This window comes from Paenibacillus sp. NPDC056579 (assembly GCF_042793215.1).
Lineage (GTDB): Bacteria > Bacillota > Bacilli > Paenibacillales > NBRC-103111 > Paenibacillus_S.
The window spans coordinates 606,260-630,043 of the sequence record NZ_JBHTVD010000001.1 but is presented as its reverse complement, the minus strand read 5'-3'; the positions used below and the strand labels follow the sequence as shown (position 1 = coordinate 630,043).

25 protein-coding genes and 1 other annotated feature are annotated in these 23,784 nt (G+C 50.7%); of the genes, 6 read left to right on the top strand and 19 right to left on the bottom strand.

Annotation, left to right across the window (positions count from 1 at the left end):
• Positions 1–273: 273 nt before the first annotated feature.
• The gene (locus ACFQ88_RS02985) at positions 274–927 is read right to left on the bottom strand and encodes an HAD family hydrolase (RefSeq protein WP_239634945.1); all 654 of its coding nucleotides are present in this window, start codon (positions 925–927) and stop codon (positions 274–276) included.
• Between the two features lie 30 nt (positions 928–957).
• On the bottom strand, positions 958–1,284 hold the full coding sequence (locus tag ACFQ88_RS02980) for a winged helix-turn-helix transcriptional regulator (protein WP_239634944.1): 327 nt from the start codon (positions 1,282–1,284) through the stop codon (positions 958–960).
• Positions 1,285–1,592: 308 nt separating this feature from the next.
• On the opposite strand from ACFQ88_RS02980, the gene ACFQ88_RS02975 reads away from it, so the two are divergent.
• On the top strand, positions 1,593–2,330 hold the full coding sequence (locus ACFQ88_RS02975) for a TolB-like translocation protein (protein WP_379451657.1): 738 nt from the start codon (positions 1,593–1,595) through the stop codon (positions 2,328–2,330).
• Between the two features lie 80 nt (positions 2,331–2,410).
• On the opposite strand, the gene ACFQ88_RS02970 is transcribed toward ACFQ88_RS02975, so the two are convergent.
• The 15 genes from ACFQ88_RS02970 to ACFQ88_RS02900 all read right to left on the bottom strand — a co-directional run bounded on the left by ACFQ88_RS02970 (position 2,411) and on the right by ACFQ88_RS02900 (position 15,198).
• A complete protein-coding gene (locus ACFQ88_RS02970; protein WP_379453552.1) occupies positions 2,411–2,818 on the bottom strand; it encodes an SRPBCC family protein in 408 nt (135 codons plus the stop codon).
• Positions 2,819–2,877: 59 nt separating this feature from the next.
• Positions 2,878–3,309 (bottom strand): SRPBCC family protein, encoded by a 432-nt coding sequence (locus ACFQ88_RS02965; RefSeq protein WP_239634942.1) that lies wholly within the window; start codon positions 3,307–3,309, stop codon positions 2,878–2,880.
• The gene (locus ACFQ88_RS02960; RefSeq protein WP_239634941.1) at positions 3,302–3,814 is read right to left on the bottom strand and encodes a MerR family transcriptional regulator; all 513 of its coding nucleotides are present in this window, start codon (positions 3,812–3,814) and stop codon (positions 3,302–3,304) included. Before ACFQ88_RS02960 ends, ACFQ88_RS02965 begins: the two co-directional genes overlap by 8 nt.
• A gap of 106 nt (positions 3,815–3,920) precedes the next feature.
• Complete coding sequence (locus ACFQ88_RS02955; RefSeq protein ID WP_379451655.1) at positions 3,921–5,603, bottom strand: glutamine--tRNA ligase/YqeY domain fusion protein; 1,683 nt, start codon at positions 5,601–5,603, stop codon at positions 3,921–3,923.
• An 84-nt stretch (positions 5,604–5,687) separates the two neighbouring features.
• Positions 5,688–5,945, bottom strand: a binding site (T-box leader).
• Between the two features lie 175 nt (positions 5,946–6,120).
• Positions 6,121–6,225 carry an AgrD family cyclic lactone autoinducer peptide gene (locus ACFQ88_RS02950; RefSeq protein WP_379453547.1) on the bottom strand — a complete coding sequence of 35 codons (105 nt, stop codon included), beginning with the start codon at positions 6,223–6,225 and terminating at the stop codon, positions 6,121–6,123.
• Positions 6,215–6,793 carry an accessory gene regulator B family protein gene (locus ACFQ88_RS02945; protein WP_379451653.1) on the bottom strand — a complete coding sequence of 193 codons (579 nt, stop codon included), beginning with the start codon at positions 6,791–6,793 and terminating at the stop codon, positions 6,215–6,217. Before ACFQ88_RS02945 ends, ACFQ88_RS02950 begins: the two co-directional genes overlap by 11 nt.
• The gene (locus tag ACFQ88_RS02940; protein ID WP_239634938.1) at positions 6,790–7,329 is read right to left on the bottom strand and encodes a hypothetical protein; all 540 of its coding nucleotides are present in this window, start codon (positions 7,327–7,329) and stop codon (positions 6,790–6,792) included. Before ACFQ88_RS02940 ends, ACFQ88_RS02945 begins: the two co-directional genes overlap by 4 nt.
• Before the next feature lie 62 nt (positions 7,330–7,391).
• Positions 7,392–7,673, bottom strand: a complete 282-nt coding sequence (locus ACFQ88_RS02935) for a hypothetical protein (protein WP_239634937.1) — start codon at positions 7,671–7,673, stop codon at positions 7,392–7,394.
• A 240-nt stretch (positions 7,674–7,913) separates the two neighbouring features.
• Entirely contained in the window at positions 7,914–8,105 is a 192-nt protein-coding gene (locus tag ACFQ88_RS02930; protein WP_379451651.1) for a hypothetical protein, read from the bottom strand.
• 12 nt (positions 8,106–8,117) lie between these two features.
• The gene (locus ACFQ88_RS02925) at positions 8,118–8,921 is read right to left on the bottom strand and encodes a ferredoxin family protein (protein ID WP_379451649.1); all 804 of its coding nucleotides are present in this window, start codon (positions 8,919–8,921) and stop codon (positions 8,118–8,120) included.
• A gap of 20 nt (positions 8,922–8,941) precedes the next feature.
• On the bottom strand, positions 8,942–9,922 hold the full coding sequence (locus tag ACFQ88_RS02920; RefSeq protein ID WP_379451647.1) for an ABC transporter substrate-binding protein: 981 nt from the start codon (positions 9,920–9,922) through the stop codon (positions 8,942–8,944).
• Positions 9,923–10,065: 143 nt separating this feature from the next.
• Positions 10,066–11,667 (bottom strand): AraC family transcriptional regulator, encoded by a 1,602-nt coding sequence (locus ACFQ88_RS02915; protein WP_379451645.1) that lies wholly within the window; start codon positions 11,665–11,667, stop codon positions 10,066–10,068.
• 294 nt (positions 11,668–11,961) lie between these two features.
• Entirely contained in the window at positions 11,962–12,861 is a 900-nt protein-coding gene (locus tag ACFQ88_RS02910; protein WP_379451643.1) for an SDR family oxidoreductase, read from the bottom strand.
• Between the two features lie 79 nt (positions 12,862–12,940).
• Complete coding sequence (locus tag ACFQ88_RS02905) at positions 12,941–14,521, bottom strand: sensor histidine kinase (RefSeq protein WP_379451641.1); 1,581 nt, start codon at positions 14,519–14,521, stop codon at positions 12,941–12,943.
• Complete coding sequence (locus ACFQ88_RS02900) at positions 14,518–15,198, bottom strand: response regulator transcription factor (protein ID WP_379451639.1); 681 nt, start codon at positions 15,196–15,198, stop codon at positions 14,518–14,520. The genes ACFQ88_RS02905 and ACFQ88_RS02900 overlap by 4 nt, the downstream gene beginning before the upstream one ends.
• Before the next feature lie 135 nt (positions 15,199–15,333).
• Between ACFQ88_RS02900 and ACFQ88_RS02895 the strand changes: the two genes are divergently transcribed.
• From ACFQ88_RS02895 to ACFQ88_RS02875, 5 genes are all read left to right on the top strand, one after another.
• Entirely contained in the window at positions 15,334–16,242 is a 909-nt protein-coding gene (locus tag ACFQ88_RS02895) for a carbohydrate ABC transporter permease (protein ID WP_379451637.1), read from the top strand.
• A gap of 118 nt (positions 16,243–16,360) precedes the next feature.
• Positions 16,361–17,218 (top strand): carbohydrate ABC transporter permease, encoded by an 858-nt coding sequence (locus ACFQ88_RS02890; RefSeq protein WP_379451635.1) that lies wholly within the window; start codon positions 16,361–16,363, stop codon positions 17,216–17,218.
• 25 nt (positions 17,219–17,243) lie between these two features.
• Positions 17,244–18,398: an efflux RND transporter periplasmic adaptor subunit gene (locus tag ACFQ88_RS02885; RefSeq protein ID WP_379451632.1), complete on the top strand. Its 1,155-nt coding sequence runs from the start codon at positions 17,244–17,246 to the stop codon at positions 18,396–18,398.
• A gap of 30 nt (positions 18,399–18,428) precedes the next feature.
• Positions 18,429–19,826 (top strand): ABC transporter substrate-binding protein, encoded by a 1,398-nt coding sequence (locus ACFQ88_RS02880; RefSeq protein WP_379451630.1) that lies wholly within the window; start codon positions 18,429–18,431, stop codon positions 19,824–19,826.
• 46 nt (positions 19,827–19,872) lie between these two features.
• A complete protein-coding gene (locus ACFQ88_RS02875) occupies positions 19,873–21,999 on the top strand; it encodes a hypothetical protein (RefSeq protein WP_379451628.1) in 2,127 nt (708 codons plus the stop codon).
• Between the two features lie 68 nt (positions 22,000–22,067).
• Here ACFQ88_RS02875 and ACFQ88_RS02870 read toward each other — a convergent pair whose 3' ends face one another.
• Both ACFQ88_RS02870 and ACFQ88_RS02865 read right to left on the bottom strand, forming a co-directional pair.
• A complete protein-coding gene (locus ACFQ88_RS02870; protein ID WP_379451626.1) occupies positions 22,068–23,126 on the bottom strand; it encodes a hypothetical protein in 1,059 nt (352 codons plus the stop codon).
• 69 nt (positions 23,127–23,195) lie between these two features.
• Positions 23,196–23,639 (bottom strand): MarR family winged helix-turn-helix transcriptional regulator, encoded by a 444-nt coding sequence (locus tag ACFQ88_RS02865; RefSeq protein WP_379451624.1) that lies wholly within the window; start codon positions 23,637–23,639, stop codon positions 23,196–23,198.
• Positions 23,640–23,784: the final 145 nt, after the last annotated feature.

Sequence of the window (23,784 nt, the reverse complement as noted above, 5' to 3'; positions counted from 1 at the left end):
CCCAAGACCTGCAGAGCAGGTCTATGTATGCCCTTTCATCAGTAAGCATATCCATTTGCACTCGATTAGTCTTTACCTGCCCTCCTCGCAATAGATAGAATAACTGCCTGAATATGGGTATCGCTTACATAAAGTCTATTGTATTGCACTTATCTGCTGCTGTGGATGTGAAAAATTACGATTTTTGTTGTCTTTTTTATTGTTTGCACGATACTAGGCATGCACCTTGCACGATACTAAGGTAACGCACACCAATGAAATAACAATCGCAAGTTAACCTAGAAATGCCGTCAGCTCGCTGAGATGATGAATCGCCCCTGCGGGAACTACCCCTCGGCTGCTCATTTCCGCCAGCTTTCCCCGATATGCTACGAACTTAACACCCGCATCCTGAGCCGCTTTGCCGTCGATCCATGAATCGCCAACGGACAACCATTCCTCAGGAGCTATTTGCTTATATCTGCTTAGAATCGTGTAAACGCCGCAGGGGGATGGCTTCATAAACTCCATCTGTTCCCTGGCTACGATATAATCAAAATATTTATCCAGACTATGATACTGCAGCGCCGCCAAAGCCGCCACGTAAGAATTGTTTGTCAGAATGACCATAGCAAGCTGGGTATGCAGCCGCTGAAGCAAGTCTCTCGCACCAGGCTCAAGCTCTGCATCTTTCATGCCAAGAAGCTCATGCTTCGTGAAGATGCCCCATATTTCTTTCTGCAGCTGTCCGTTCCAAAGTCCTGAACTTTGGACATGGGTCATTAATGAAGATGAAGTATGCTCATGTGCCGGAAAATCCTCAGGCAACAGCTTGCTCGCAACCAGATAATTGAAGGTTTCCAGCTTCATTGCAGGGAAATCAATGTTCGATTTGAGGAGCGTATTGTCCATATCGAATACAATCCCTTTTATTTGAAACGGTGTCATTGAGACACTCCTCACGTCATATATTTTCAGTTACCCTTCCCCATCGCGCTCCAAGTGCTGTCTACCCCAATCGGATAGCTGCTGCAATACGGGATACAGTGTTGTCCCATAGTCGGTTATCGAATACTCGACCAGAACCGGTTTGGCCGGGATAATTTTACGGTGAACAATACCATGAGCTTCCAGCTCCCGCAAATGCTGAACAAGCATTTTTCTGGTAATGAACGGCACGGCCCTCTCTAGCTCGCGAAACCGACGAGGTCTGCGGCAAAGCTGATGGATAATCAAGGGCTTCCATTTGGCACCGATCACCTCGAGCGCAGCGTCGACCAAGCAGCGGTATTCCGTTTTTCCCATAGGTACCCCCCTTGTTACAAAAAAGTGCCCTCTTTTTACAATTATGCCATTTTGTTATAGTTCAGTATATCACACGAAATGATGGTGAATGAGAGTAAAGGAAGGGGACGACGGCCATTCGAAACGTTCAATGTTTATTAGTAGTCACTCTGGCCTCACTATGGATCATTGCAACAGGCTGCGGAACCGGCAACGACCTGCCCCCAGATGGGCTCTCAGCTTCTTCTGGCGCAAAACAGCAGCCGTCTCCTGCGCCAACAAGCAATTCAAAAGCCGAAGAGCCTAGAATACTCGTCAACGGTTCAGCAGTGAAAAGGAAGATCGATAACTTCACCTTCACCTCCGATCGAAAGACGATGCTGTTTGAGGAAGTGAAGGGCAAATCATTCGCTATATATGAAACTACGTTCAATGATGTGGCGGGGCAATGGAGCGAACCTGTAGCTCCCTCCTTCAGCAGCACCTCTGTAAGTGAAGGCACACCTTCTTTCAATAAAGACGCAAGAAAAGTATACTTCCACTCGTTCCGCGCAGCAGCCGGTCAAGCAGCTCCGTCCTCCTCATTGAATCTGTGGGTCTCCGAGCGGACCGATAAGGGCTGGGATGTCCCCAAACAACTAGACATTCCTAAGCTGAAAGCCGACGATTTCTACTACTATCCGTCCGTCAGTGACAACGGTACGGTCTACTTTACCTCCTTTCGTGCCGACAGTAATGGGAAGGACGATATATACCGCTCCCGGCTCGTTAACGGATCGTACGGGGAACCGGAGCATCTCGGACCGGTGATCAATACGAGCGACATCGACGGCTATCCGCATATATCCGGCGACGAGAGCATCTTATTGTTCGGCAGAAGCAACGACCTGTACGTCAGTTATCAGCGTGACGGCCAATGGACCGAAGCGAAGGCGCTTGGCTTGAACCAGTACGGCATTCGCAAGCTTCGCTCCCCGGTTTTAAGCAAAGATCACAAGGAGCTCTATTTTGTAGGAGAAAAAGACGGTACAGCCCATATTTATCAAACGAGCTTTCCGCGTCCTTGATTCGTTGGAATCTCCTTCCCGTTAAATGCATCCACAAAAAAAAGCAGCCCACGTATAGCAGGCCGCTTATAGTTAAGTATTCAATCTTTCACAGTCTCGCCGGTCAATAGATTGCTAAGCCGGTCCATGTTTTGCTCATTGCCTTCCACACAATACATTTTGGCTTGTTCGAACTCGGCTGCGTCTTTAAAAAGCTGACGGAATGTGACTTTGGTACGCCCGTCCAAGTCTTCAAAGGCGGCCGTGACCCGAAATTCGTGTCCCGACAAATGGTCGAACACGATCCGCTCCAACGGCACAATCTCGACAAACTGGCTATGATTAGGGTAATCCGTACCATCGGGTCCGTGCATGACGAACCTCCAAGCCCCGCCGGGCTTCAAGTCGAACTCATGAAACGTATTGGTAAAGCCCTTCGGCCCCCACCAGCGAGCTAACAGCTCAGGGCTTGTCCATGCATGAAACACCTGCTCCCGCGGCGCATCCATAACACGTGTGGTTATGATTTCATTGGCACCTATGCTTGAAGTCAAGGGCATTACCTCCTTTAGAGCGATTTGCCCAACGCATCCAGCATTAAGCCAGTACCATGCTCACGTACTTCAGGCGTATCATGTCCGTCGAAGAAAGCGCCCTGCTCGGTGAAAATCAATTTGGTTCCCCCATCGGCAGGAAGGATCTCTACCGTCGTGATGGAAACCGACATCCGCGTATCACCCGAATCCAGGGTGTACGTATACACAATGCGCTGCTCCGGAACAATCTCCTGGTAGAACGCATCGAAAGTAAAAATCGGTCCTTCCGGCGGACCGCCGCTGCTCGTTTCGCGTCCTCCAACCCGGAAATCGAAGATGTCGGGCTTGGAGAACCATTTTGCTTTGGCGACCGGATCGGCCCATGCGTGATATACCTGCGCCGGCGAAGCGGGATAGGTCCGCTCGACGACGAAGGTGGCGTGCTTGACGAATCGTTCAGTCATGATTGTTGTCCTCCTTAGGCTTGGTTACTTTATGTTCCTCGGATAGATAATCTCCCAGCAGATCCAGATGGTGTTCCCAGCTCATTCTCCGCTCGACAACGAGCTTCTCATGGCCCGATTTCATGGCCAGCAGCAAGCTGGTGAAGTCTTCAACGGTCAACGGAGTCTTCCACTGCATCAGCTTGGATACGTGCTCGAGCTGCTCCAAAACCTTTTGCTGCAGCTTGATCTGCTCCTGGATTCGCTCCATCTGCATCGTCACAATCTCAAGAGGGCTATATTGCCCTCCGTCCAACACAGACTTGACTTCATCAAGGGATAAGCCCAGCTCCTTGAGCGATACTATCTGCTGCAGACGCGACAGGTCGGATTCATTGTAGAGCCTGTGGCCGGACTCTGTCTGGTCGGACGGCGAGAATAAGCCGATTTGATCGTAAAATCTCAGCGTTCGCACGGTGAGTCCCGTCAGCTTGGCGAGCTCCCCGACCTTCCATTGTCGATCCATAATCAACTCCTCCGTTGGCGCTAGCGTTTCCCGGTAAGACCACTATAAAACATGACGTTACGTAAGGTGCAAGCGAAAATTCTAAAATCTCTTCGTTCTCACGCAATCAAGCTTTTTTATTCCATGTATCCTTCAAAGGTACCATCCGGTTGAATACAAGCCGGCCGCCCACGGTCAGCTTCTTATCTACACCAAAATAACCATGACGGAAAAATTGAAGCTTTTCCTCCGCCTGCGCACCTTGAACGTAGGGCTCCAGCAAGCTGTCTTTCATAATTACAAGCGATTCGGGATGGATTACTTCCGTCCAGTTTCCGTCGTCCTCGTTAGGAAGCTCCTGTCCGCGCAGCAATTGATCATAGAGATAGACATCGGCGTTAACCGCATGGGCAGCCGAAACCCAATGGATCGTTCCCTTCACCTTACGCCCGGCAAAGCCGGTACCGCTCTTCGTCTGCGGGTCATAGGTGCAGCGAAGCTCCGTAATCTCGCCAGTATCGAGGTCCTTGACAACTTCCTCGCATCGGATGAAGTAAGCACCCTTCAGTCTGACCTCCGTATTCGGACTCAGCCTGTGAAACCCTTTGGGCGGCTGCTCCATAAAATCCTCCCGCTCGATATAGATCGTTCGGGCGAACGGAACCTCGCGCTTTCCCAGAGCCTCGTTCTCGCTGTTATTCTCGATCTGCAGCTGCTCTACGGCATCTTCAGGGTAGTTCGTAATGACAACCTTCAACGGCTGCAGAACCGCCATGACACTGATCGTACGAGCTTTCAGATCCTGACGGAGGCAATGATCCAGCAAGGAAATATCGACCGTGCTTTGGGTCCGGATACTGCCGATTTCCTCTATGAAGCTGCGAATACTCTCCGGCGTAAAGCCTCTTCTCCTTAAGCCGCGGAGCGTCGGGAGCCTCGGATCGTCCCAGCCGTCGACATACCCTTCTTGCACCAGCCGCCTCAGAAACCGTTTGCTCGTAACAGCCCCGGTGATGTTCAGCCGCCCGAACTCCCTTTGCCGCGGAGGCTCAGGTATGTCAAGCTCCTTGAGAACCCATTCGTACAAAGGCCGATGGTCCTTGAATTCGATGGAGCATAAGGAGTAGGTGATGCCTTCAATCGCATCTTGAATAGGATGGGCAAAATCGTACATCGGATAAATGCACCAGTCGGTTCCCGTACGGTAATGCTCGGCATGAAGAATCCGGTAAATGACGGGATCGCGAAGGTTCAGATTCGGGGAGCTCATATCGATTTTAGCCCGAACGACTTTGGATGACGCCGGGAACGCCCCCTGCTTCATTAGCTCCAACAGCTCCAGATTCTCCTCTACGGTCCGATCCCTGTAAGGGCTGTTTCTGCCGGGCTCCGTTAAGGTCCCTCTATAGCTTGAGACCTCCTCCGGCGTCAAGTCACATACATAGGCCTTCCCTTTCTTAATCAAGGTGACAGCCGCGCTATAAATTTCATCCGAATAATCCGAGCCAAAGTAAATATGGCTGCCCGGATCGTAGCCGAGCCATCGGATGTCGTCGATAATTGCGTTCACATACTCCCAGTCCTCTTTCAACGGATTCGTATCGTCAAAGCGCAGATGAAACGTTCCGTTAAACTTGCGGGCTATCATGTAATTGGTATGGATGGCATAGGCGCTGCCGATATGAAGATAGCCGTTAGGCTCGGGCGGAAATCGTGTACACATCGTTCTGCCCAAAGGCTCGGCCTCAAGCTCCTCGGTTATGGTCCTGTACAAAAAATGCTCGGTTCCGCGATCCTTCTCATGTTCCATGGCTTGATCCTCCTAATGAACGTAGTAAGCGGTATTTAGCTTTTGACCAAAAAAAAATTTCACCTCCAAGACCATCTCTCATGTCTCGGGGACGAAATTCTCGCGGTACCACCCCAGGTTCATTAATATGTCGCCATATTAACCTCAGCAAGTACGGCATAAGCTTCTATGCGATACTTCGGCTCTGTAACGGGAGCTCCCGTCATGCCATCCCGCGGATCGTTCCGTTCCGGCACACTGCTCCGAGGCTTGGTTCAGGGAAGTGCCCATGACTCCTTTTCAGCATCCGGAGCTCTCTGTACAAGGACCTGTTTCCCTTACTCTTCTCATCATCGCTTTTATCCTATTGCCATTATAATAACAAAGGATTCCCTATCGTGTAAACTTTAACCATAACCCTGCCTGTGGAATAATCCCGAAGGATACAAAAAAAGACGACAACTGAGAAACTCAGAAGTCATCTTTTATGAAATGAAAGTCCGTGATCCATCTTGTTCATGGATAAAAGCAGTAAGCCCTATTTTTTTAATTCTTGCGGTACTTCCGGTCGATGCCACTCGAAGCTGAAAGATGTAGGTACTGTAAAGAAAGCAACTCCAACTAATGCAGTGTTAAGAATCATGGCTAGTACTCTCTTCATGGGTAATTCCTCCCTCTAATCCCGCAATTTTTTGAAATAAGCTAGTAAATGAAAACGCTTGTACTATTATAATAGATGATAAGAGAGAATTTTGTAAAATGAAATTTGCCGAAATAAGCAGTAAACTGATAGATTTTATTAAAATTTTATGTTTTCGACTTACTTTGCGAATCACATCGATTCCGCTTGGTGCTTTTAGAGCAAATAAGATAAAGGAGATGATGTCGAAAACTAAGCCTAAATACATATAGGGGTAATGAATATGAACTAGAGAGACAAATACGACGATCGTAAAAATACAGCAGGACAGCGAAGAATTCAGGTGTGCTCCGCCCGTAAAGTACCGAAGTGCCGTGAAGACAAGGAACACGACCACGAAGCGGTCGAAATTCCCTGTAAAGACGCACACGAGCATGGAGATCAACAGGGCAATAAGCGTATTCAGCGTAATGATTAAGGAATAAGTAAGCAGTTCTTTTGATGCGGCCTTGTCATTATGTTTTCTAATAAACTCAGCAATGCGAGCTGCTGCCGCATCAATAGGATTCATTTTTTACCTACCCCAATCGTATTCGTATATTTTTTATCGATTGACTTTTTGTTCTTTCTCCACGCAACCAGCAAGATCGTGACGAGAAGCGCCGATATGGTAAAAAAGATGATAGGGTGCACAATGCTGTGCGTTGCGGTGTAAATGGATAGCCTGCTTACTTCAATGGCGCAAACCACTAGCACCAGCAGGATACCGAATAAAATATTGATAGGCTTCAACACTTTTCTGCCGTACATGCTGCTTTCTACAAACATGAAGCCGAATTTTCTTTTGTAAAAGAAATACGTCAGCGACAGAAGAAACACCGTGACACCGAGCTGAATCGTGGACATGAGCATCAGCGATCCTCTTATTCTAATATAGGTCGTCAGCCCTGCAACCTGCAAGATGGAAGCGATCATAAATTCAGACAAAAATCCGACCGCCGTGAAAATAATCGCTATTAGAAACGAGTAAGAGATCGGCATTGCAAAAACTACCGAACAGGTAATGATCAAAAACAAGGGCAAAAAGATGATGGTTGTTGCTTTCATATCCGCAATTTCAGATAAATAGAATTGAATGATTCCCATCAACGTAGTAATGAGGATAATTTTTACCGGATTTCTTCCATACAAGAGGCGAAATATCGAAAATGTAAAGAGGCCCGTTGCACCATACTCCAAGATGTACAACAAAATTCGACTGACTGCGGGCATAGAACACCATACTTTCTAGTTAGTAATTTTTCACTTATAGACTTACCATAAAACAGATAAGTTGGGTAGTGCTTTGTGTTGGTTTTCATTCTCTTTTCTTTGAACGACTTTTTCTTATTTTCTCTTTCTACTGCCCCTTCTGTAGCCCCCAATGTAATCCCCAGCCATTCATGCTGCATTAACGCTATGTAATCCTCCCGCTAGTTCTGCTAGTAAACCAACCATAATCTAATGTTTACTACTATTAAATATAATTCAAATTTGTAAAATTTCAATACATGTTTGCTTACCATATCTATCAAAAAGCTGGACTTGTACATGAAAAAAGGCCGCAGCCTGATCTATCAGGAGCAGCCTTCCCCAATTATTGAAAAATGTCGAATCCTTCTTCTGCCCATTGTGGGCTCCCGGCAGCGAGACTACAGACCTCCACTCTTGTCCCAGCTTACCAATTCGTACTGTTTGGCTTCGCCCGGTCCATGCCCGCAGCCTCCGGTTAAGACAACGGTATGTGAGATCCGTACATGGGCAACATACTGTCCTTGCACCATACGGTCAGGAGAATGGTAATTCAAAGCTACGACTGCCGATTGGTCATCCTTGTTCTCCATCAGGATTACTTTCTAATAACGGTCCCATGCCCAGCCCTGCTCCATGAAAGCGGCACGCTCCGCCACCTGCTCGAAGGCGCTTAGTCCGCTCCACCCCCGGTAATGGCGGGATAGCTGCCGCACATCGCCTTTGCGCAAGAGCAGCGCATCCAGCAGCTCCGGTTTTAACTGGGCCCAATACCTGCCGTCCGGCAATTCGAGTAAAGTAGGCGCATGACGATGCCCGCCAAAATGGCTGGTGCGCCATACTCTAACGTTTGCGTCCTCAACGTCTGTGTAACGCTGCTCGATCTCCTTGTACATGGGATATCCGAACTTGCCGCAGCATACATCGTGACTGCCGTGAGTGCAGACGAACAAATCTCGTACACCGTCGGTGTGAACCTCATACTCTTCGAATGAGACTGCCGACCGGTCTTCAAGCAGCGATTCCGCCAAACCGTTCACAGCTTGCTCCGGAACGATATACTCCTTTTTGCAAAATCTCGCGAACGGGGAGCCGGCTTTGCGATAGCTTATGACTCTTCTCCATCCACGCGGTGAGGCCAGCATGTCGGAGGCGAAGGATAAAAATCGGAATTTCCTCCCCCGCTCGGCCGCTTGCTGCAATAGATCATTCAGCCCGTTCGGAAAATGGACGGATTGCTCGACCTGGTGATGCCATGGAAGCGGTACTTCTACCAGCAAATAGGTATGATGTCCGGGTGCTGAGCCGATCGGGTCCTCGTTATAATTTGCCGATACTTGTGCGCAGTATTGCTTGGGGATCGACGCAGAATCGATATTCCCCTCTGCCGTTTCGGATCTTGGCGACATGTCGTAGAACCTCCCTGCCGTTATTGAATCAGCTTCTTCACAGCGTCATCCAGCATCTTCTCGTTAGCGATCGGACCGAAGCCCTGGAACCATAAATCGTAGTCGACTTTATAGACATGACCGTTCTTTACCGCATTCAGCTGCTTCCATAGGCTAAGCTTCTCGATCTCCGTTACTTTATCCTCGTTCTCAACCAGCAGGAATATATGATCAGGGTTGATTTCCGGCAGCTTTTCGATAGCCAAAGCGTCATACGATTTGGATGAATCCGGAATCAGCGGCGGCGGCGTAAGCGCGAGATCGCTGTACAATACTTCGAAGAGCGACGGACTGTAATATCGAAGGTCCTTATCCGTTACGCGGAGAAACATGACGGTCTGATTGCCGATTTTCTGCTTCACCCGCTCCCTTCCCTGCTTCACGCGCTCGTCGTACTTGGCGATGGCCTGCTTCGCTTGTGCCTCTTTGTCCAGCATGCGGGCAAAGGCCAGGAACGTTTCTCTCATTTTCCGGTTCCCTTTATCGTCTTTAACCGGCTCTATAGCGATGGTTGGCGCAATTTTGGTCAGCTGATCATAGACCTTGTCATGGTTTTGGTTGGCTGCGATCAAATCCGGCTCAAGAGCCAGCACCGACTCTAGATTGACTTGCGGAATTTGCCATCCGATGTTTTTCGTCGCAGTCAGTTTGTCCTCGAGGTACCAGGAAAACTTGCTGCTGTTCGGTCCCGAGCTTGGAGCCGCTACAGGCTTCAAGTCCATAGACAGCAAGAAGTCCGTAAGCCACGGATGCAGGGATACGATTTTGGAAGGCTCACCTTTGATCACCGTTTCACCTAACAGATGCTTGACGTTACGCTCTGCGGAAGCCATGGCCGGCTCCGGAGCTTTCTGCTGATCGGCAGGTGCACCCTGTTTGCCTGCACATCCCGCCGTAAACCCTATGACACACGCCAACAGTAAAGCAGGTGCGATCCATCTTGTTCGTTTTTTTCTGTACATGCCATTCCCCCACTTAATTCTAGTTGATATTCATTCTCAATTAGATTATAGGAGAGGGGCATGTATCTTTCAATGTACATAATCTTGTAAATGTATGGATAAAATCTTACTTTACACTGCCCTCCCGCCCCTGATGCCTGGAGCTATTGCGAAGCTCCTTTCAACAAGTGGCTTACGGCAATATCGATGGACAAGCTGTGCTGAATCGGAGCATGCCCGTTCAACCAGCTCGACACCTCGTATACATTGCCTCTGCGGACTGCAGATAGCCGGTTCCACGCATCGCTTTCCCGCAGCTCCTTCACTTGTGCTCCGGTTAGATTGGAGTTCGTTGTCGCAAGGAAAATATGATCCGGTTCAAACCGCCGAAGCTGCTCCGGAGTTACGCACGTATAATGATCCTGCAGCGTAATGCCTTGCGGCGGCAGCAGCCGCAGCTCTCGGTACAATACTTCTCCAAGCTGTCTTCTCCCTCCGTATACTCTGAGCTCGTTGGAAGACGCAATCAGCACCATGACGGTCTCGTTACGCTTCCATCCCTGTGCCAGACGTCTTCTGGCCAGAGACGCTTTTTGTTCAAAATGCCTAATCCATTGAACATATTGCGCTTTTCGGCCAAACATCGCCGATAATTCAAACAGCAGGCTCCTCCAATCATCCTTAAGCTTAATATTGACCGTCGGGGCTATGTTTTGTAAGGAAGCCAGACTTGTCCATAGACCATCGAAAGAGAGAATCATTCTTGGATTGGCGCTAACCAGCGTATCCGGATCGTGCTGAAATTCTTCTCCGATGAGCCGCGTCCCCCTAAGCTTATCGGCAATGTAGGGAAGCAGACCTTCCGTATGGTCGTTTCCAGCGTAAGGAAGCGTAGCGAAGGGCTGCATGTCCAATGCCAGCAAGTAATCGTTCACATGGGGAGAAAGCGTAATGATATTTTCCTTGGCGCTTATTTTTCTATATTCAGACGGTGTAATACCAACATTTTTTTTGAACGTGCGGCTGAAATACAGCGGGTCGCGGTAACCAACCTGTTGGGCTACTTCCTCCATGCGCACAGACTGCAGCAAGCGTGATTTCGCATGATTCATCCGCAGCTGCGTCAAATAGTCGATGGGCTTAACGCCAACATATTTCTTGAAAATTCCCGAGAAGTTGCTCCAGCTGATGCCGTAGGACTCGGCCAACGATTGCAGCGATAAATCCGCATTCATATAGTATTCATCCAGATAAGATACCAGCTGTTGTATCGCTTCACGCATCCCGCCTTGGGCTTGCTTTCTTTTTTGCGCCTCGGTGGCCAAGGTGAACAGCAGCTGCTGAAATACAATAGTCTGCTTCCAGTGGCCCATTGCACCCCGTTCCAAACCAGTTATTTCCAGCTGTTCTATCAATGGGAGGACCGCTTGCCCGAACGGCAATCCCCTTAGTAAATGATTATCGAATAATAGGGCATTGGGTTCCTCCAACACGTTCCCTTTCTTGTCCGGTCTCGCCTCACCATAGGAAAAGGACAGGAGAACAATATCCGACGGTTCCGAAGAGGACACTCTGGCTTCCGCGAGCTCCCCCGGCGCTAGAAGCGCATATTGGCCTGACTCTAACCGATGCCATTCCCCATCGACACACAGCTCCAATTGCCCGCCTGTAACAAAAAGCAAAGCATGCCGCTTCATTAGCCTGCGCTGAAAGCTCCACCCCGGCCGGCACTGTTTGCTGAACAAATAATCCAACGTAAACCACATATGCTGCATACGCTCAATATTGGAGGTTCTGACAAACGTGTTGATCGTGAACTCCTCCTCTTCACTTTCATTAATGCAATGAGAACAATTCTCATTATTCTTGATCTATTGTAGCGTACAGATCCTTGCTTGAGAAGGGTGTGGCACGAATTTCAGTATGAGCCGCTATGGTTCATGGAACCATAGCCAAGTGCAGCAATCATTATTGCACGACAAAAAAGGACCCGCGCCTCGTCTATGTTTCCAAGCAAGTGCTAAGCCCCTCATTATTCAACCATTACTGGAACTATTTGCTCATACAACAATCGATCCTCCGTTAACGAAAACAACCTGGCCCGATATATAAGAGGCATCATCGGAAGCCAGAAGAACGTAAGCGGGTGCCAATTCAAACGGCTGCCCAGGCCGTCCCAGCGGAACTTCCGTTCCGAAGGTGGTCACTTGCTCCGCAGTAAATGCCGACGGGATGAGCGGAGTCCAAGTCGGTCCCGGGGCCACTGCGTTAACCCGGATTCCCTGATCGGCAAGCGAGAGGGATAACGATCGTGTAAAGGAGACGATGGCACCTTTCGTTGCCGTGTAATCGATCATAAACCTAGCTCCTGAAAAAGCCGTATCCGAGGTCGTATTAATGATGGAGCTTCCGGGCCTCAAATGCGGCAAAGCGGCTTTCGTCATATCAAAGAAGGAAATAATGTTTGTGTGGAACGTATTGAGCAGCTGCTCTCTCGTAATATCCATAATGCTATGCTGATGAAACTGGACGCCATGATTATTCACCAGGATGTCAAGCCGGCCATACGTGCGTATCGCAGTATCTACAACCAGCCGGCAGCCCTCCTCCGCTCTTAAATCAACAGGGATCAGAACACAATGGCGGCCAAGGCTGTTAATCATTTGTCTGGTTTCAGCCGCGTCCTGGTGCTCATCCAGATAGGCGATGGCCAGATCGGCACCTTCCTTTGCAAAGGCAATCGCTACAGCACGTCCGATCCCGCTATCTCCTCCTGTAATAATCGCGATTTTATTCCTTAACCTCCCGCTGCCTGTGTAGGACGGATTATCGGATATCGGACGCGGATTCATTACATATTCAAACCCCGGTTGTCTATCTTGATGCTGCGGCGGAAAGACGATAGGGACATACGTACATTGCTGTTTCCAACCCAGATACGGGTACTGCAAGTAAGGCATGATGATTCCCCTCCCGACGGCATGTTCATAACCCATTGTATTCTTCAGAATATAAGAAATGCCTAATCCGGTATCATCATCATTCTGTCCGCAACGAAAAACTGAATTCCACACCTTCCTCCGTGTTGCGGACTGCGAACTGCCCGCCATGCAGCTGCATAATTTGCCGGACAATCGCAAGTCCGATACCAGTACCGCCGGAATCCCGCTCTCTCGACTTCTCTACTCTGTAAAAATGGTCCCATAGATGGGCCAGCTCCTCTTCCGGGATCCTCTCGCCTTCGTTCCAGACGATGGTCCGAATCTCCTTCGAGTCTTGTTCCATCTTTATCCCAAGTCTGCCTCCGTCGCGGGTATGCCGCAGCGCGTTACTCAAAAGGTTGGTGATGACCTGTTCGATGCGGAACCGGTCGGCATGGACAGCGACCGGCAGAAGCTCCAGCTCGATGGTTTTCCCCCCGCTGCCGGCGTACTCCTGTAGATTGCCCGCGATATAATGTACCGCTTCGTCAAGCCGGAATTCGTCCAGCTGGAGCCGGTATTGGCCCGTTTCCATCTGGCTCAGGTCCAGCATATCGTTCACGATGCCGGCCATCCGTGATGTCTCCTGCCGGATAATGGCAGCGTAGCGGTCGCGCTTTTTGCCGTCGTCTACATTGTCCTGCAGCGCTTCGGCATAGCCGCCGATCAGACTTATCGGTGTCTTCAGCTCGTGCGACACTCCGGCAACGAATTCGCGGCGTAGGCGGTCCAGCCGTTTTTCCTGCTCGATGTCTTCCTGCAGCTTCACGTTCGCCTTCTGCAGATCGGACAGCGCCTTATCCAGGTTCTCGGAGAGGAAGTTCAGCGTATCGGATAAGCTGCCGATTTCATCGTTACGGCGAATGCCGCTTTTTTGCCGGAAATCAAGCTTGGCCATCCTCTGAGCCGTCTTATTTAAAGCCCGGAGCGGCCTGGTGATCATTCTGGAATATAGCAGCACCAAGAGCAGCGCTCCGGCCGCGGCCAGCAAATAAAAGTAAGAGTAAAATCCCTGGAAGGCATTGACCGCATCACCAACCGGCTGCAGGGACGAAACTCCGATCATGACCGTTCCCTGACCGTTTTTTACCTGTAGAGGGGCTACAACTACGAACACGCGGTTGTTCGGCCCTGCAGACAGCGATACGTCGGTGAAGAAAGTTGCTTTCTGGTAATGCTTAAGGACCTTGTCCATCTCCCCTGGTTTCTTGAACCATTGCTGCACGCCGGTCAGAAGCTTGTCCCGCTCGGCATCCGGAAACGCCGGGATGGACGGCAGAGTGTCCGGTTTAATATCCATTGGCAAGCGGTAGCGGATGAGTAGCTGTTTATCTCTGCCGCCGATGCCTTTACCCGCAGAGATCATGACTTCATTATTTGTGATCGTCATAACAGCGGTCACCGCATAATATTGCTCTTCCAGCTCGGCAAAATAGTTCGGCACCGTATTACGGCCAGGATTCTCCGACAAAAAACGGTTCCGGCTCTGCTCGAAATCCCTAAGAAAGCTGTTCGTCTTGTCGCGGACATAATAAGGCTCGAAGAAGGCAAGCTGGAGAAACATCATCACGGTGAGACAGCCAATGAACACCAGGCTTGTAGCGGCAAACAGCTTGAAGGAGATTCCCCGCCACTTCATGTCCGCACCCTGAGCACGTAGCCGTTGCCCCTCACGGTGTGAATGAGTCCGGCATAAGGCCCCATTTTCTGGCGCAGCCGCTTGATGACGGCATCTACGTTGCGGGTATCCCCGTCATATTCGTACCCCCATACTCCATTCAGCAGTGCTTCGCGGGTTTGTACGAAGCTGCGGTTTTTGTACAAGTACAGCAGCAGCTCAAATTCCTTCGGCGTCACGTCCGCATGCTGACCGTCAACCAGCAGCTCGTATGACTTTTCCCGGATTTCAAGCCCTTCCACCCGATGGACAACCGCCGACTCCGCTTCTATGTAATTTCCGCCACGCTTCAATAACGCTTTCACCTTTGCCACCAAAACCTTGGGGCTGAACGGCTTCGTCACATAGTCATCGGCGCCAAGCTCATAGCCGTAAAGCTTGTCGGATTCCTGGGATTTTGCCGTTACGATAACGATTACCGTATCCGAGGTTTTGCGAAGAAATTGGCAAACTCCGAAACCGTCCAGGTAAGGCATCATAATATCCAATACGACGGCGTCGGCTGGTGATTGGGCAAATTTGTCTAACGCCTCCGCCCCATTCTTGGCTTCCACAACACAGAAACCTTCGCTTTTCATGTAGTCTGCGATCAATTCCCGCATCAGCGGCTCGTCCTCAACCACCATAACGGTTTTCATCCTAAGCTTCCCTCCTGCAACTTATTTCTTCCCCCATTAAAGCAAAAAAGCTCCGTCTTGTCACATAAGAATCACAAACCGCTGATACACTGACTACCGAAAGCAAGGAAAAATCAGACAGAAAGGATCGTGTATATGGCCCGTCAAGCGAGTCGGAGCAACTGGGCGTTATTCCGGCGTATATCCGGCCCCGATCGGGACGGACCGGCTGCGCTGCTCTTTTTGGCGCCCAGTCTCATTGGGTTTGCTCTATTTTATCTCATTCCGTTTATCGGAGGGATTTATTATTCGCTGATGGACAGCCCTGTGGACGGCACGTTCGTAGGAGCGGACAACTATAAGGAGGTGTGGAACAGCACCTCGTTCCGCAAGGCGGCCGTCAATACGTTCTCCTTCACCGGTATCGGCGTGCCGCTTCTCCTTTTGGTCTCTCTATCCATCGCCGTATTGCTGAACCGCAGCCTTCCGCTCCGCAGATGGTTCCGAACCGCCTTCGTGCTGCCTCTCGTGGTCCCGGTAGCCTCGGTCGTATTGTTCTGGCAGGTCGTCTTCGATACCCACGGCTGGCTGAACGGCATGCTCGCCGGCTCGGGCCGCGACCCGGTCAATTGGATGGAAAGCGGCGAGGCACAGGCTGTCATCATCCTGATGTACATATGGAAAAATGCAGGCTATAACGTCGTACTGCTGCTCGCCGGACTCCAAACGATTCCGCAGGATTACTATGAATCGGCAAGCATGGACGGTGCGGGCAAAGTCAGGCAGTTTTTCGGCATCACCCTGCGGTATTTGATCCCGACTTTGTTCTTCGTCACGATCATGTCCGTCGTCGGCTCGTTCAAGGTGTTCAGGGAGACGTACCTGATGGCAGGCGAATACCCCCACGACAGCATTTATATGCTTCAGCACTACATGAACAACATGTTCCTGTCGCTGGATTACCAGAAGCTGACTTCAGCCGCCTATATTATGGCTGCGGGAATCGTCGCCGTAGTTGTCCTGCTGTTTCAAGTTGACAAGCGGTTCCGGCAATCTATCGAATGACGGCGGGATGGAAAAACTCAAGCCTTTGCTTTCGATGCAGTTTTTCCTCACGGAAAAACTCAAACCTTTGCTTTCGATGCAGTTTTTCCTCACGGAAAAACTCTTAGGAGATGATCCCATGCTACACGCAGCAAACAAAAGCTTGCTGACGGCTGCGATGCTCATCGTAGCACTGTTGATGCTCGCGCCACTGGTTATAACGGTAACCAACTCGTTTATGTCCGAGAACGAGATCGCAGTCAATTACGATGCGATTGGGGACGATGCTGCAGCCGGTGAATACGCCAATTTGAAGTGGATTCCCGATCTCGTTACGCTGGAGCAGTTCCAACTCGTATTGCTGGATAAGCCGCAATTTTTATCCATGTTCTGGAATTCCGTCATGTTAACGGTTCCCATCGTGGCAGGACAGACCATTGTGGCGTCCATGGCAGCTTTCGCCTTTGCCAAGCTGCGTTTTCCCGGCAGAGACGGCTTGTTTTTTCTCTACATCATTACCATGCTGCTGCCGTTCCAGGTGACCCTGGTTCCCAATTTTATCGCCATGGATGCGCTCGGACTTCTGAATACGTATCCGGCCATTATCCTTCCCGGCATCTTCTCGGCATTCGGCGTTTTCCTGCTGCGGCAGTTTATGTCCCATATCCCCTGGGCTTACGTGGAAGCGGCCAAGGTCGACGGTGCCGGGTATGTAACGATTTTTATGCGCGTAATGATCCCCATGACCATGCCCGGTATCGCAGCCATGCAAATTCTTGTCTTCGTCGACAACTGGAATATGGTGGAGCAGCCGTTGCTGTTTTTGCAGGATGCGCTGATGCAGCCTTTATCGGTTTATCTTTCGCGAATTAACGAAGGGGACCGGGGTGTCGCGTTTGCTGCGGCTTCGCTCTATATGACTCCCATCGTATTTCTGTATTTGCATGGAGAGAACGAGCTGATTCAAGGCATTCAATTATCGGGGATCAAAGGCTAACTACCATCAATGAGGAGGCATACCCATGATAGGGATTGCGGAAGAAGAACTCCGTGCCAGGCGCAAACGGACGATCCGTCGTGCGGCGGGGATTTTTACGGGATGCTTGCTCCTGCTCACCTTTTTCTCGAATACATACCGGCAAATGATCCTTCCGAAGGTGTCTGTCGAAAAGCCCCAGATCAGCCAGCTTTCCTATGATATCGAAGGGTCGGGCTCGATTCGTCCGAAACGCAACGTCTCGCTGTACGATTCATCCGGCTGGGTCGTGAAAGAAGTACTGGTCAAAGAAGGCGACGCCGTGACCAAAGGACAGCCGCTCATCGTGCTGGATCCCTCCACCGCCGAGAAAAATAGGGCCGACGAGCAGGATCGGCTGGCCAAGCAGCAGCTGGAGCTGGAGAAATTGCAGGATTCATTGAAGCTGAACGGAATGGGAGGTGAAGCATCCAAACTGGAGGAGATCAAACGGCAAATCGCAGCGCTGAAGCTGGATATGTCGATCCAAGCACGCAAAATCGAGAGCATTCGCAAAGATATTGCCGATAAAAGCACCCTTACGGCGCCATTCGACGGGCTGATCGACGACCTGCAGGCCGATGTCGGTCTCACCTCATCTCAAGGCAAAGCCGTCGTCGTACTATCCGACCTGTCCCAGGGGTGGGAGCTTGAAACGAAAGTGGATGCGGATTCCGCCAACCGCCTGATCACCGGCGAAACCATTGACGTGAAGATTAAAGAGACCGTCCCCCGCTTCGTGAAAGGGAAGGTGACCGAGATTGACCAAGCCGACTCGGGAGGCAGCTCAAACCAGAGCCAGAGCCAGAGTCAAAATCAGAACAGCACCTCCAGTATGAAGCTGGTTACGGTAGCTATCTCCGACCCCAAGCTTATCGGCGGCGAGCAGGCGGAATTCCAGGTAAGCCGGAAGGTCGGAACGCCCAAACCCTTGGTGCCCAAGTCGGCTATTAAGACAGATTCCCAGGGCGAATACATTTATACCGTTGAAGAAACGAAGCGCCCGCTCGGCAACGAATTCCGTGTTCGCAAAAAATATGTTCATACCGAGGATTCGGATGAAACGAACGCGATTTTGAACGGGATGATTTCACCCGACGAGAAGATTGTTACCGAAACGAGCGAGCCGATTAGTGACGGCGATCAGGTTCGGCTAAGCTAAGAATCCATGGGATAAAGGAGATTGGAAACTATGAAAAACCACCGCTTTACTACCGTATTTTTATCGTCCGTGCTGCTCTCTATGCCATTGAGCGCGTGCAGCAGCAATTCCAAGCCTGCAGACACTAACAGCTCTCCGTCAGCGAACAACGGCAAAACGACCGTAACGGTATCCGTTCTGAAAAAAGATCCTTTCCTTCAGGAAGCGGAGCGGCTGTTCGAGGAGGCGAACCCGAATATCGATATCGATATTCGCTCCTATGTAGCGACCCCAGAGGGCGGCGGAGAAAAGAGGATGGTTATGAGAAGCCCCGAGGGCGACAAGAACAGCGAGGCCGATCTGGAAAAGTACCGGACCGGCGTCAATGCCGAGCTGATGTCCGGCAAAGGAACCGATCTGATTGCGTTAGAAAACCTCCCTTACGCCAAATATGCGGACAAAAAGCTGCTCGCGAATCTGGACGATCTCATCCAAAAAGATAGCGGGTTCCGCGCCTCCGATTATTATACGGGCGTATTCACCTCTATGAAGCTCGATGGAAAAACCTTTGCAATTCCCGTCCATTTCAAAATGAACATGACGCTGGGCAATACGCCGTTACTGGCGGAGAAAGGAATCGCCGTCGACGATTCCAAGTGGACCTGGAAGGAGATGCTGGATTTGGGCCGGCAAGCCGTTCAAACCGGCGGTAACGCCACGGCGGTTTGGACCGGCAAACCCAAGACAGATCTTATCTCGGATATCGTAATGAGCCAATACGGCAAGCTTGTAACAGGTAAAAAAGCGGCATTCGATGCGCCGGAATTTATAAGCCTGCTGGAGCAGGTCGGCGACATGTATGACAAGGGGCAAATCCTGGAGACAGCCGACATGGCGAATGTGGGTAAGGATGTGTTCAAATCGATGAGCGTCCCGATGCCCATGCAGCTGCTCTTCATGCCGCAAATGATGTACGAAGGGAAAGGAACCATCTATGCCACTCCTTCGCTTGGCGGCAAAAAAGGCGGAATTACCATTACCTCTGATCTTATGTTCGGCATCAACGAGAAATCTAAGAATAAGGCGGAGGCATGGAAATTCCTGCAATTTCTTTTGTCGGAAAACATCCAGTCCAAGCCCGGTATGATGGGCTTTGCCGTTCACAAGGCTTCCCTGGAAAAACAGCTCAGGCAGTCCGTCGAGCAGCTCGCAAGCGGAAGGATCAAGCTGCAGGGTCCCAATGGGGCTACCCCGTCGGCCGCAATTGACGAGAAGCAATTTCAATCGATCCTGCAGCTCGTGGAGAAAGCGGACCAATATGCTGCGGGAGACCCTAACGTATTGAAAATCGTAAAAGAAGAAACCCAAGCGTTCTTCAATAAATCGAAAACGGCAAAAGCTGCCGCCGGCTTGATCCAGAACCGGGTTACAACTTATTTGAACGAATAGCTTGAGCCCCGTACAGCCGGGAGAGAACAATAAGGTGGAGATGCCAGTGAAACGGATATTATGGACCAAGCTTGGTCTATCGGCAATGTTGGCATTGGCGGTAACTGCATCCTGCTTACCGCCAATGATTGGATCGGCGGCGGATCAGCCGGAGCTGTCCTCCGATTCGGAGAGAGGCACAACCCGAATCGTGCTAGGAGCGGAGCAGGTGCTTGAGGTCGGCAATACGAGGCTGTTCCGGCACGAGACCTCGTCGGTAATCTCGTTCGAGGTCACCATTCGCAACGGCAGCAGCGTGGATTTGCCGTTGGACGATTATTATTTTGCCGTTAAGACCCGCTCCAGCGTCTTGAGCTTTAAGGTGCTGCCGGAGGATGCGCAACGTAAGCTCGTTCCTGCAGGAGCCAGCGGGACTTATCGATTTTATGGAACCGTAGCCAACGGTCTTAATGCTGACGGTCTTCTTATAGAAGTCGGCAGATGGGATTTCAACTCGGCCTCCCTTTCCGTCCTTCTCGGTTCGGTGGCACTATCCGACGCTGCCCCTGCACCGGGAGGAAATGTGGTTGATGTGAATGCGAATAACGGAACGCTTCAAGGCACTATCGCCAGCACGGCTTCACGAAGCATGGGAAAAAATAAGGAGATCACATGGACCGTAACCTTCCGCAACGCTCAAGCCGCTCCGGCTGCTCTGCCGGATTGGAGCTTCTGGCTGCAGTCTTCCGAGGATCAGGTCTACTCCATGACGCCTGACCGTAAGACGGAAGGTCTGATCATAGAGCCGGGAACGGACATGAGCTTTACCTTGATTGCTACATTGCCTGCCGAGACCGACACCGATTCTTCCCCTGCCGGCTTGGTCATCACGCGAACGCTTGCGGAAGCCAATAATCAGGCCAAAGTGTATGTCCCCGCCTCGTACGTGCCCATTCCGGCAGACACGGGGGGAGCCGAGCCCGGGGCATCACGGACCTTCATCGCAGCGGAAGGCACCTTCACCGCTTCGTTGGAATCCTTGCAGCGCTGGCCTTGGGATCATCGCGATTTGGTTACCGCTGCTGTTACGCTCGTTAACGTCTCAGACGCAGCAGTACCCGTTCCCAAGCTGAACGGAACATTCAGGGCGGATAATACGCAGGAATGGACGGCGCAGGTCGTACCCACCGATACGATCCGGCTGCTTCAGCCCGGACAATCAACCCGTTTATACATGCAGGCCAATCTGGATCCTAAGGAAATCGTGCAAGCCTGGGATATCCTCCTCCAGGAAGCCGTCGATGTGAACGGCAAGCCTCAAAACATTCATCGTACCGAATGGAGCAAGCAAACGGCCGCACCAGTGAAAGAAGTAGCCGCCGGGCAGTCCACCGAGATGAACGGGCTCGGAGGAAAATGGGCTTACTCGGCTTCAGCGCCGACCGTTTACGAAAGCACCAACGGGCAATTGGTGACGGTCCGTGTGGATGCCGTTAACCTCGACAAACGGTATAACCCGTTGGATAAATGGGTGACGCAATTGGTGACGGCGGAAGGAGCCGTATATCCTGCCGAGGTGGAAGTAACCGAGCAAAGGGTTATCCCCCAAGGAAAAGCATCTCTCACCGCTTGGACCGTATTGCCTAAAGGCGCGGATATCCAAGGCCTTAAGCTCATGCTTGGGCTGGCCGTTACCGGCAGCAAGCTGTCCGGCATGACGGATAAGCCCGATTCTTTCCTCCAGGCAGCCGAATATTTGTTGCCGGAAAAAAGCGCTTCGCAGCCCGTTAAGGACGGCGAATTGAATTTCTATCCTTTTACGCTGACCATCAAAGACAAAAACAAACCGTATTGGAACTATAACGAGAAAAGAGCCGTATTCGAGGTCAACTATTCCTTCGACTACACGCTGCTGAAGGATTTGAGTATCGTATCGGAGATGAATAAACGGCGCGTGATCGTCGAGCTGCTCGACGGCGCCGGAGAGAAAATCCATGAGGAGGCCTACGCTCTGGAGCCTGAGGACGCCGGGACGAAAGGATGGGACATCGGCTCGGGGACCGAGAAATGGACGGCGGACAGCAAAGAGCTGTCCATCAATACGACCCAATATACCGTCAACGTGTATGAAGAGTTTTTGCCGGGTTATAAGCGATTGATTAGCAGTACCACATCGGATTGGATGTCCAGATAAACCATCACAGCCCTTTGTCACCGGTCGTGGCAGAGGGCTGTATTATATTTTGCCTCAGAGGTGTAACCCTATTTAGACGATCGAACCACCGATAACAGATGCTCGGACAGTCTCTGCCGGTTTCCTTGGATTAGCTCAATTATGGCAATATTCTGCTTCGCTTTCTTAGTAATATCCTCAATCGTGTACGCTTGCAACCGCTCGGCAAACCTCACGAATGCCTCCTCCCCCTTATCGGATACACCTTCAAGCAATTGCATACAATCGGCGAAACCGCGCCAAAGAGGCCACACGCATTCTCTAGAGTATCCCATGGATACCATAGACTGTATGCCCTGAACGTGGTACTCGCGTTTCACCAGCTGCACCCCGGGACATAGATCAGCAGCCGAGGTATAGAGCTCCTCCAGCAGCCGGTTCCATTCTCTAATCTCTTCTTCCCTCATTAAGTCCGCTCCCAGACAAGTCAATACCATCTCGCTGATTTCCGGCATGCCGCATAACGCGCTCGTTTGCGTAATCTCCATCAAGCCTTTGCGCGCAGCGCTGGGAGGTCGCAGATCAACGGAATCCAGCAGACCGACGGTCGGGCCTACTACCGATCTCACGAAGTCGAATCCTTGATGATCGTCTTTATTCTCCCGGCAATATTCCGGATCGAGCCACAGCTCTGCACGCGCTTTCATTTCTGAAATGAGGCGCTCCACCGCACTCTCAACCCATTGAGCGTCACTCAGCAGTTCGTAGGTTCGCTGCTGGGGGATGGAGAATCGGCCTTCTCTCTCCCACAAAATATGGGCCCGGTTCAGAGAAACGATAACCGGCAGACGCATGGACTCAGGCTCCGACAAATGTCCCCAGAAATAATGCGCCATCTCAACCGTAATTCCCGCCGCCTGAAAGATACTGTGCGTATCCAGTCGCGGATCATGAATCCTTTCATTGGCCGAGCCGTGCCAATTGATATCAATGTCCGAATGAGGCAACTGCGTGTCCGGATTCCAGATCGAGCCGGTCAGAATAAATCCGTCCATTCCGGGATGAAGCGCGATCCATTCCTGAACCAGCTTCTCGACGATTCGTGCCCGCTCTTCCGGTAGCGGTCCTGTGTTGATGACGGCAGCCATACAGCATCTCTCCTTCAACTCGAGATCATAATTAGAACTCTAATCATTATACAAGCATAAACATGATTGTTACTCAGGTTCATGCTTTACTTGCTTGATATGATCCGACAGCTTGCCCAGCAGCGCGCTTAACTGCTGCTTCTCTTCCTCTGTAAAACACGATAGAGGATCAAACTCATTCGCAGATTGAAAAACCGGCTGCAAGGACGACAGCTTATGCTCCCCTTCTTCCGTAATCGCAATCTGGACCATCTTTTTGTTAAGCGGATCCTTGCTTCGTTTCACCCAGCCCTGCCGCTCCATGTTGTTGATGATGACGGTTGCTGTCGGACGGTCGCAGTAAAGAAACTCGGCAATTTGAGATGGGTTCAGAGCCGGCTTCGAAACCAGCTTGCGAAGGACGAACTGCTGTTTTAACGTAATTTGATGCGGAACCAGCTGCTTTTGCAAATACCGCTGCCAAGTGAGGAAGATGACTCCTATTCGTGACATTACAGGAGGATTGTTCGGCATGCTGTATGACTCTCCCTATAATTAGAATTCTAATCATAGTTTACATTACGAATCGCTGCAGAACAAGATAGGAGACCCCTATTTTTCAAAAAATAAAAGGAGCCGGTCCACACAACCGCTCCATACATTAGCACTGGCATAGGCA

Excerpts from the sequence above, each read along its gene's own strand:
- ACFQ88_RS02950 (WP_379453547.1), bottom strand. The coding sequence starts at position 6,225 with ATGATTCTTAACACTGCATTAGTTGGAGTTGCTTTCTTTACAGTACCT.
- ACFQ88_RS02970 (WP_379453552.1), bottom strand. The coding sequence starts at position 2,818 with ATGGATGCGCCGCGGGAGCAGGTGTTTCATGCATGGACAAGCCCTGAG.
- ACFQ88_RS02870 (WP_379451626.1), bottom strand. The coding sequence starts at position 23,126 with ATGGCTGCCGTCATCAACACAGGACCGCTACCGGAAGAGCGGGCACGA.
- ACFQ88_RS02965 (WP_239634942.1), bottom strand. The coding sequence starts at position 3,309 with ATGACTGAACGATTCGTCAAGCACGCCACCTTCGTCGTCGAGCGGACC.
- ACFQ88_RS02985 (WP_239634945.1), bottom strand. The coding sequence starts at position 927 with ATGACACCGTTTCAAATAAAAGGGATTGTATTCGATATGGACAATACG.
- ACFQ88_RS02980 (WP_239634944.1), bottom strand. The coding sequence starts at position 1,284 with ATGGGAAAAACGGAATACCGCTGCTTGGTCGACGCTGCGCTCGAGGTG.
- ACFQ88_RS02890 (WP_379451635.1), top strand. The coding sequence starts at position 16,361 with ATGCTACACGCAGCAAACAAAAGCTTGCTGACGGCTGCGATGCTCATC.
- ACFQ88_RS02960 (WP_239634941.1), bottom strand. The coding sequence starts at position 3,814 with ATGGATCGACAATGGAAGGTCGGGGAGCTCGCCAAGCTGACGGGACTC.
- ACFQ88_RS02940 (WP_239634938.1), bottom strand. The coding sequence starts at position 7,329 with ATGAAAGCAACAACCATCATCTTTTTGCCCTTGTTTTTGATCATTACC.
- ACFQ88_RS02920 (WP_379451647.1), bottom strand. The coding sequence starts at position 9,922 with ATGTACAGAAAAAAACGAACAAGATGGATCGCACCTGCTTTACTGTTG.
- ACFQ88_RS02910 (WP_379451643.1), bottom strand. The coding sequence starts at position 12,861 with ATGCCTTACTTGCAGTACCCGTATCTGGGTTGGAAACAGCAATGTACG.
- ACFQ88_RS02895 (WP_379451637.1), top strand. The coding sequence starts at position 15,334 with ATGGCCCGTCAAGCGAGTCGGAGCAACTGGGCGTTATTCCGGCGTATA.
- ACFQ88_RS02880 (WP_379451630.1), top strand. The coding sequence starts at position 18,429 with ATGAAAAACCACCGCTTTACTACCGTATTTTTATCGTCCGTGCTGCTC.
- ACFQ88_RS02925 (WP_379451649.1), bottom strand. The coding sequence starts at position 8,921 with ATGTCGCCAAGATCCGAAACGGCAGAGGGGAATATCGATTCTGCGTCG.
- ACFQ88_RS02905 (WP_379451641.1), bottom strand. The coding sequence starts at position 14,521 with ATGAAGTGGCGGGGAATCTCCTTCAAGCTGTTTGCCGCTACAAGCCTG.
- ACFQ88_RS02865 (WP_379451624.1), bottom strand. The coding sequence starts at position 23,639 with ATGCCGAACAATCCTCCTGTAATGTCACGAATAGGAGTCATCTTCCTC.
- ACFQ88_RS02900 (WP_379451639.1), bottom strand. The coding sequence starts at position 15,198 with ATGAAAACCGTTATGGTGGTTGAGGACGAGCCGCTGATGCGGGAATTG.
- ACFQ88_RS02935 (WP_239634937.1), bottom strand. The coding sequence starts at position 7,673 with ATGCAGCATGAATGGCTGGGGATTACATTGGGGGCTACAGAAGGGGCA.
- ACFQ88_RS02885 (WP_379451632.1), top strand. The coding sequence starts at position 17,244 with ATGATAGGGATTGCGGAAGAAGAACTCCGTGCCAGGCGCAAACGGACG.
- ACFQ88_RS02915 (WP_379451645.1), bottom strand. The coding sequence starts at position 11,667 with ATGTGGTTTACGTTGGATTATTTGTTCAGCAAACAGTGCCGGCCGGGG.
- ACFQ88_RS02945 (WP_379451653.1), bottom strand. The coding sequence starts at position 6,793 with ATGAATCCTATTGATGCGGCAGCAGCTCGCATTGCTGAGTTTATTAGA.
- ACFQ88_RS02955 (WP_379451655.1), bottom strand. The coding sequence starts at position 5,603 with ATGGAACATGAGAAGGATCGCGGAACCGAGCATTTTTTGTACAGGACC.
- ACFQ88_RS02930 (WP_379451651.1), bottom strand. The coding sequence starts at position 8,105 with ATGGAGAACAAGGATGACCAATCGGCAGTCGTAGCTTTGAATTACCAT.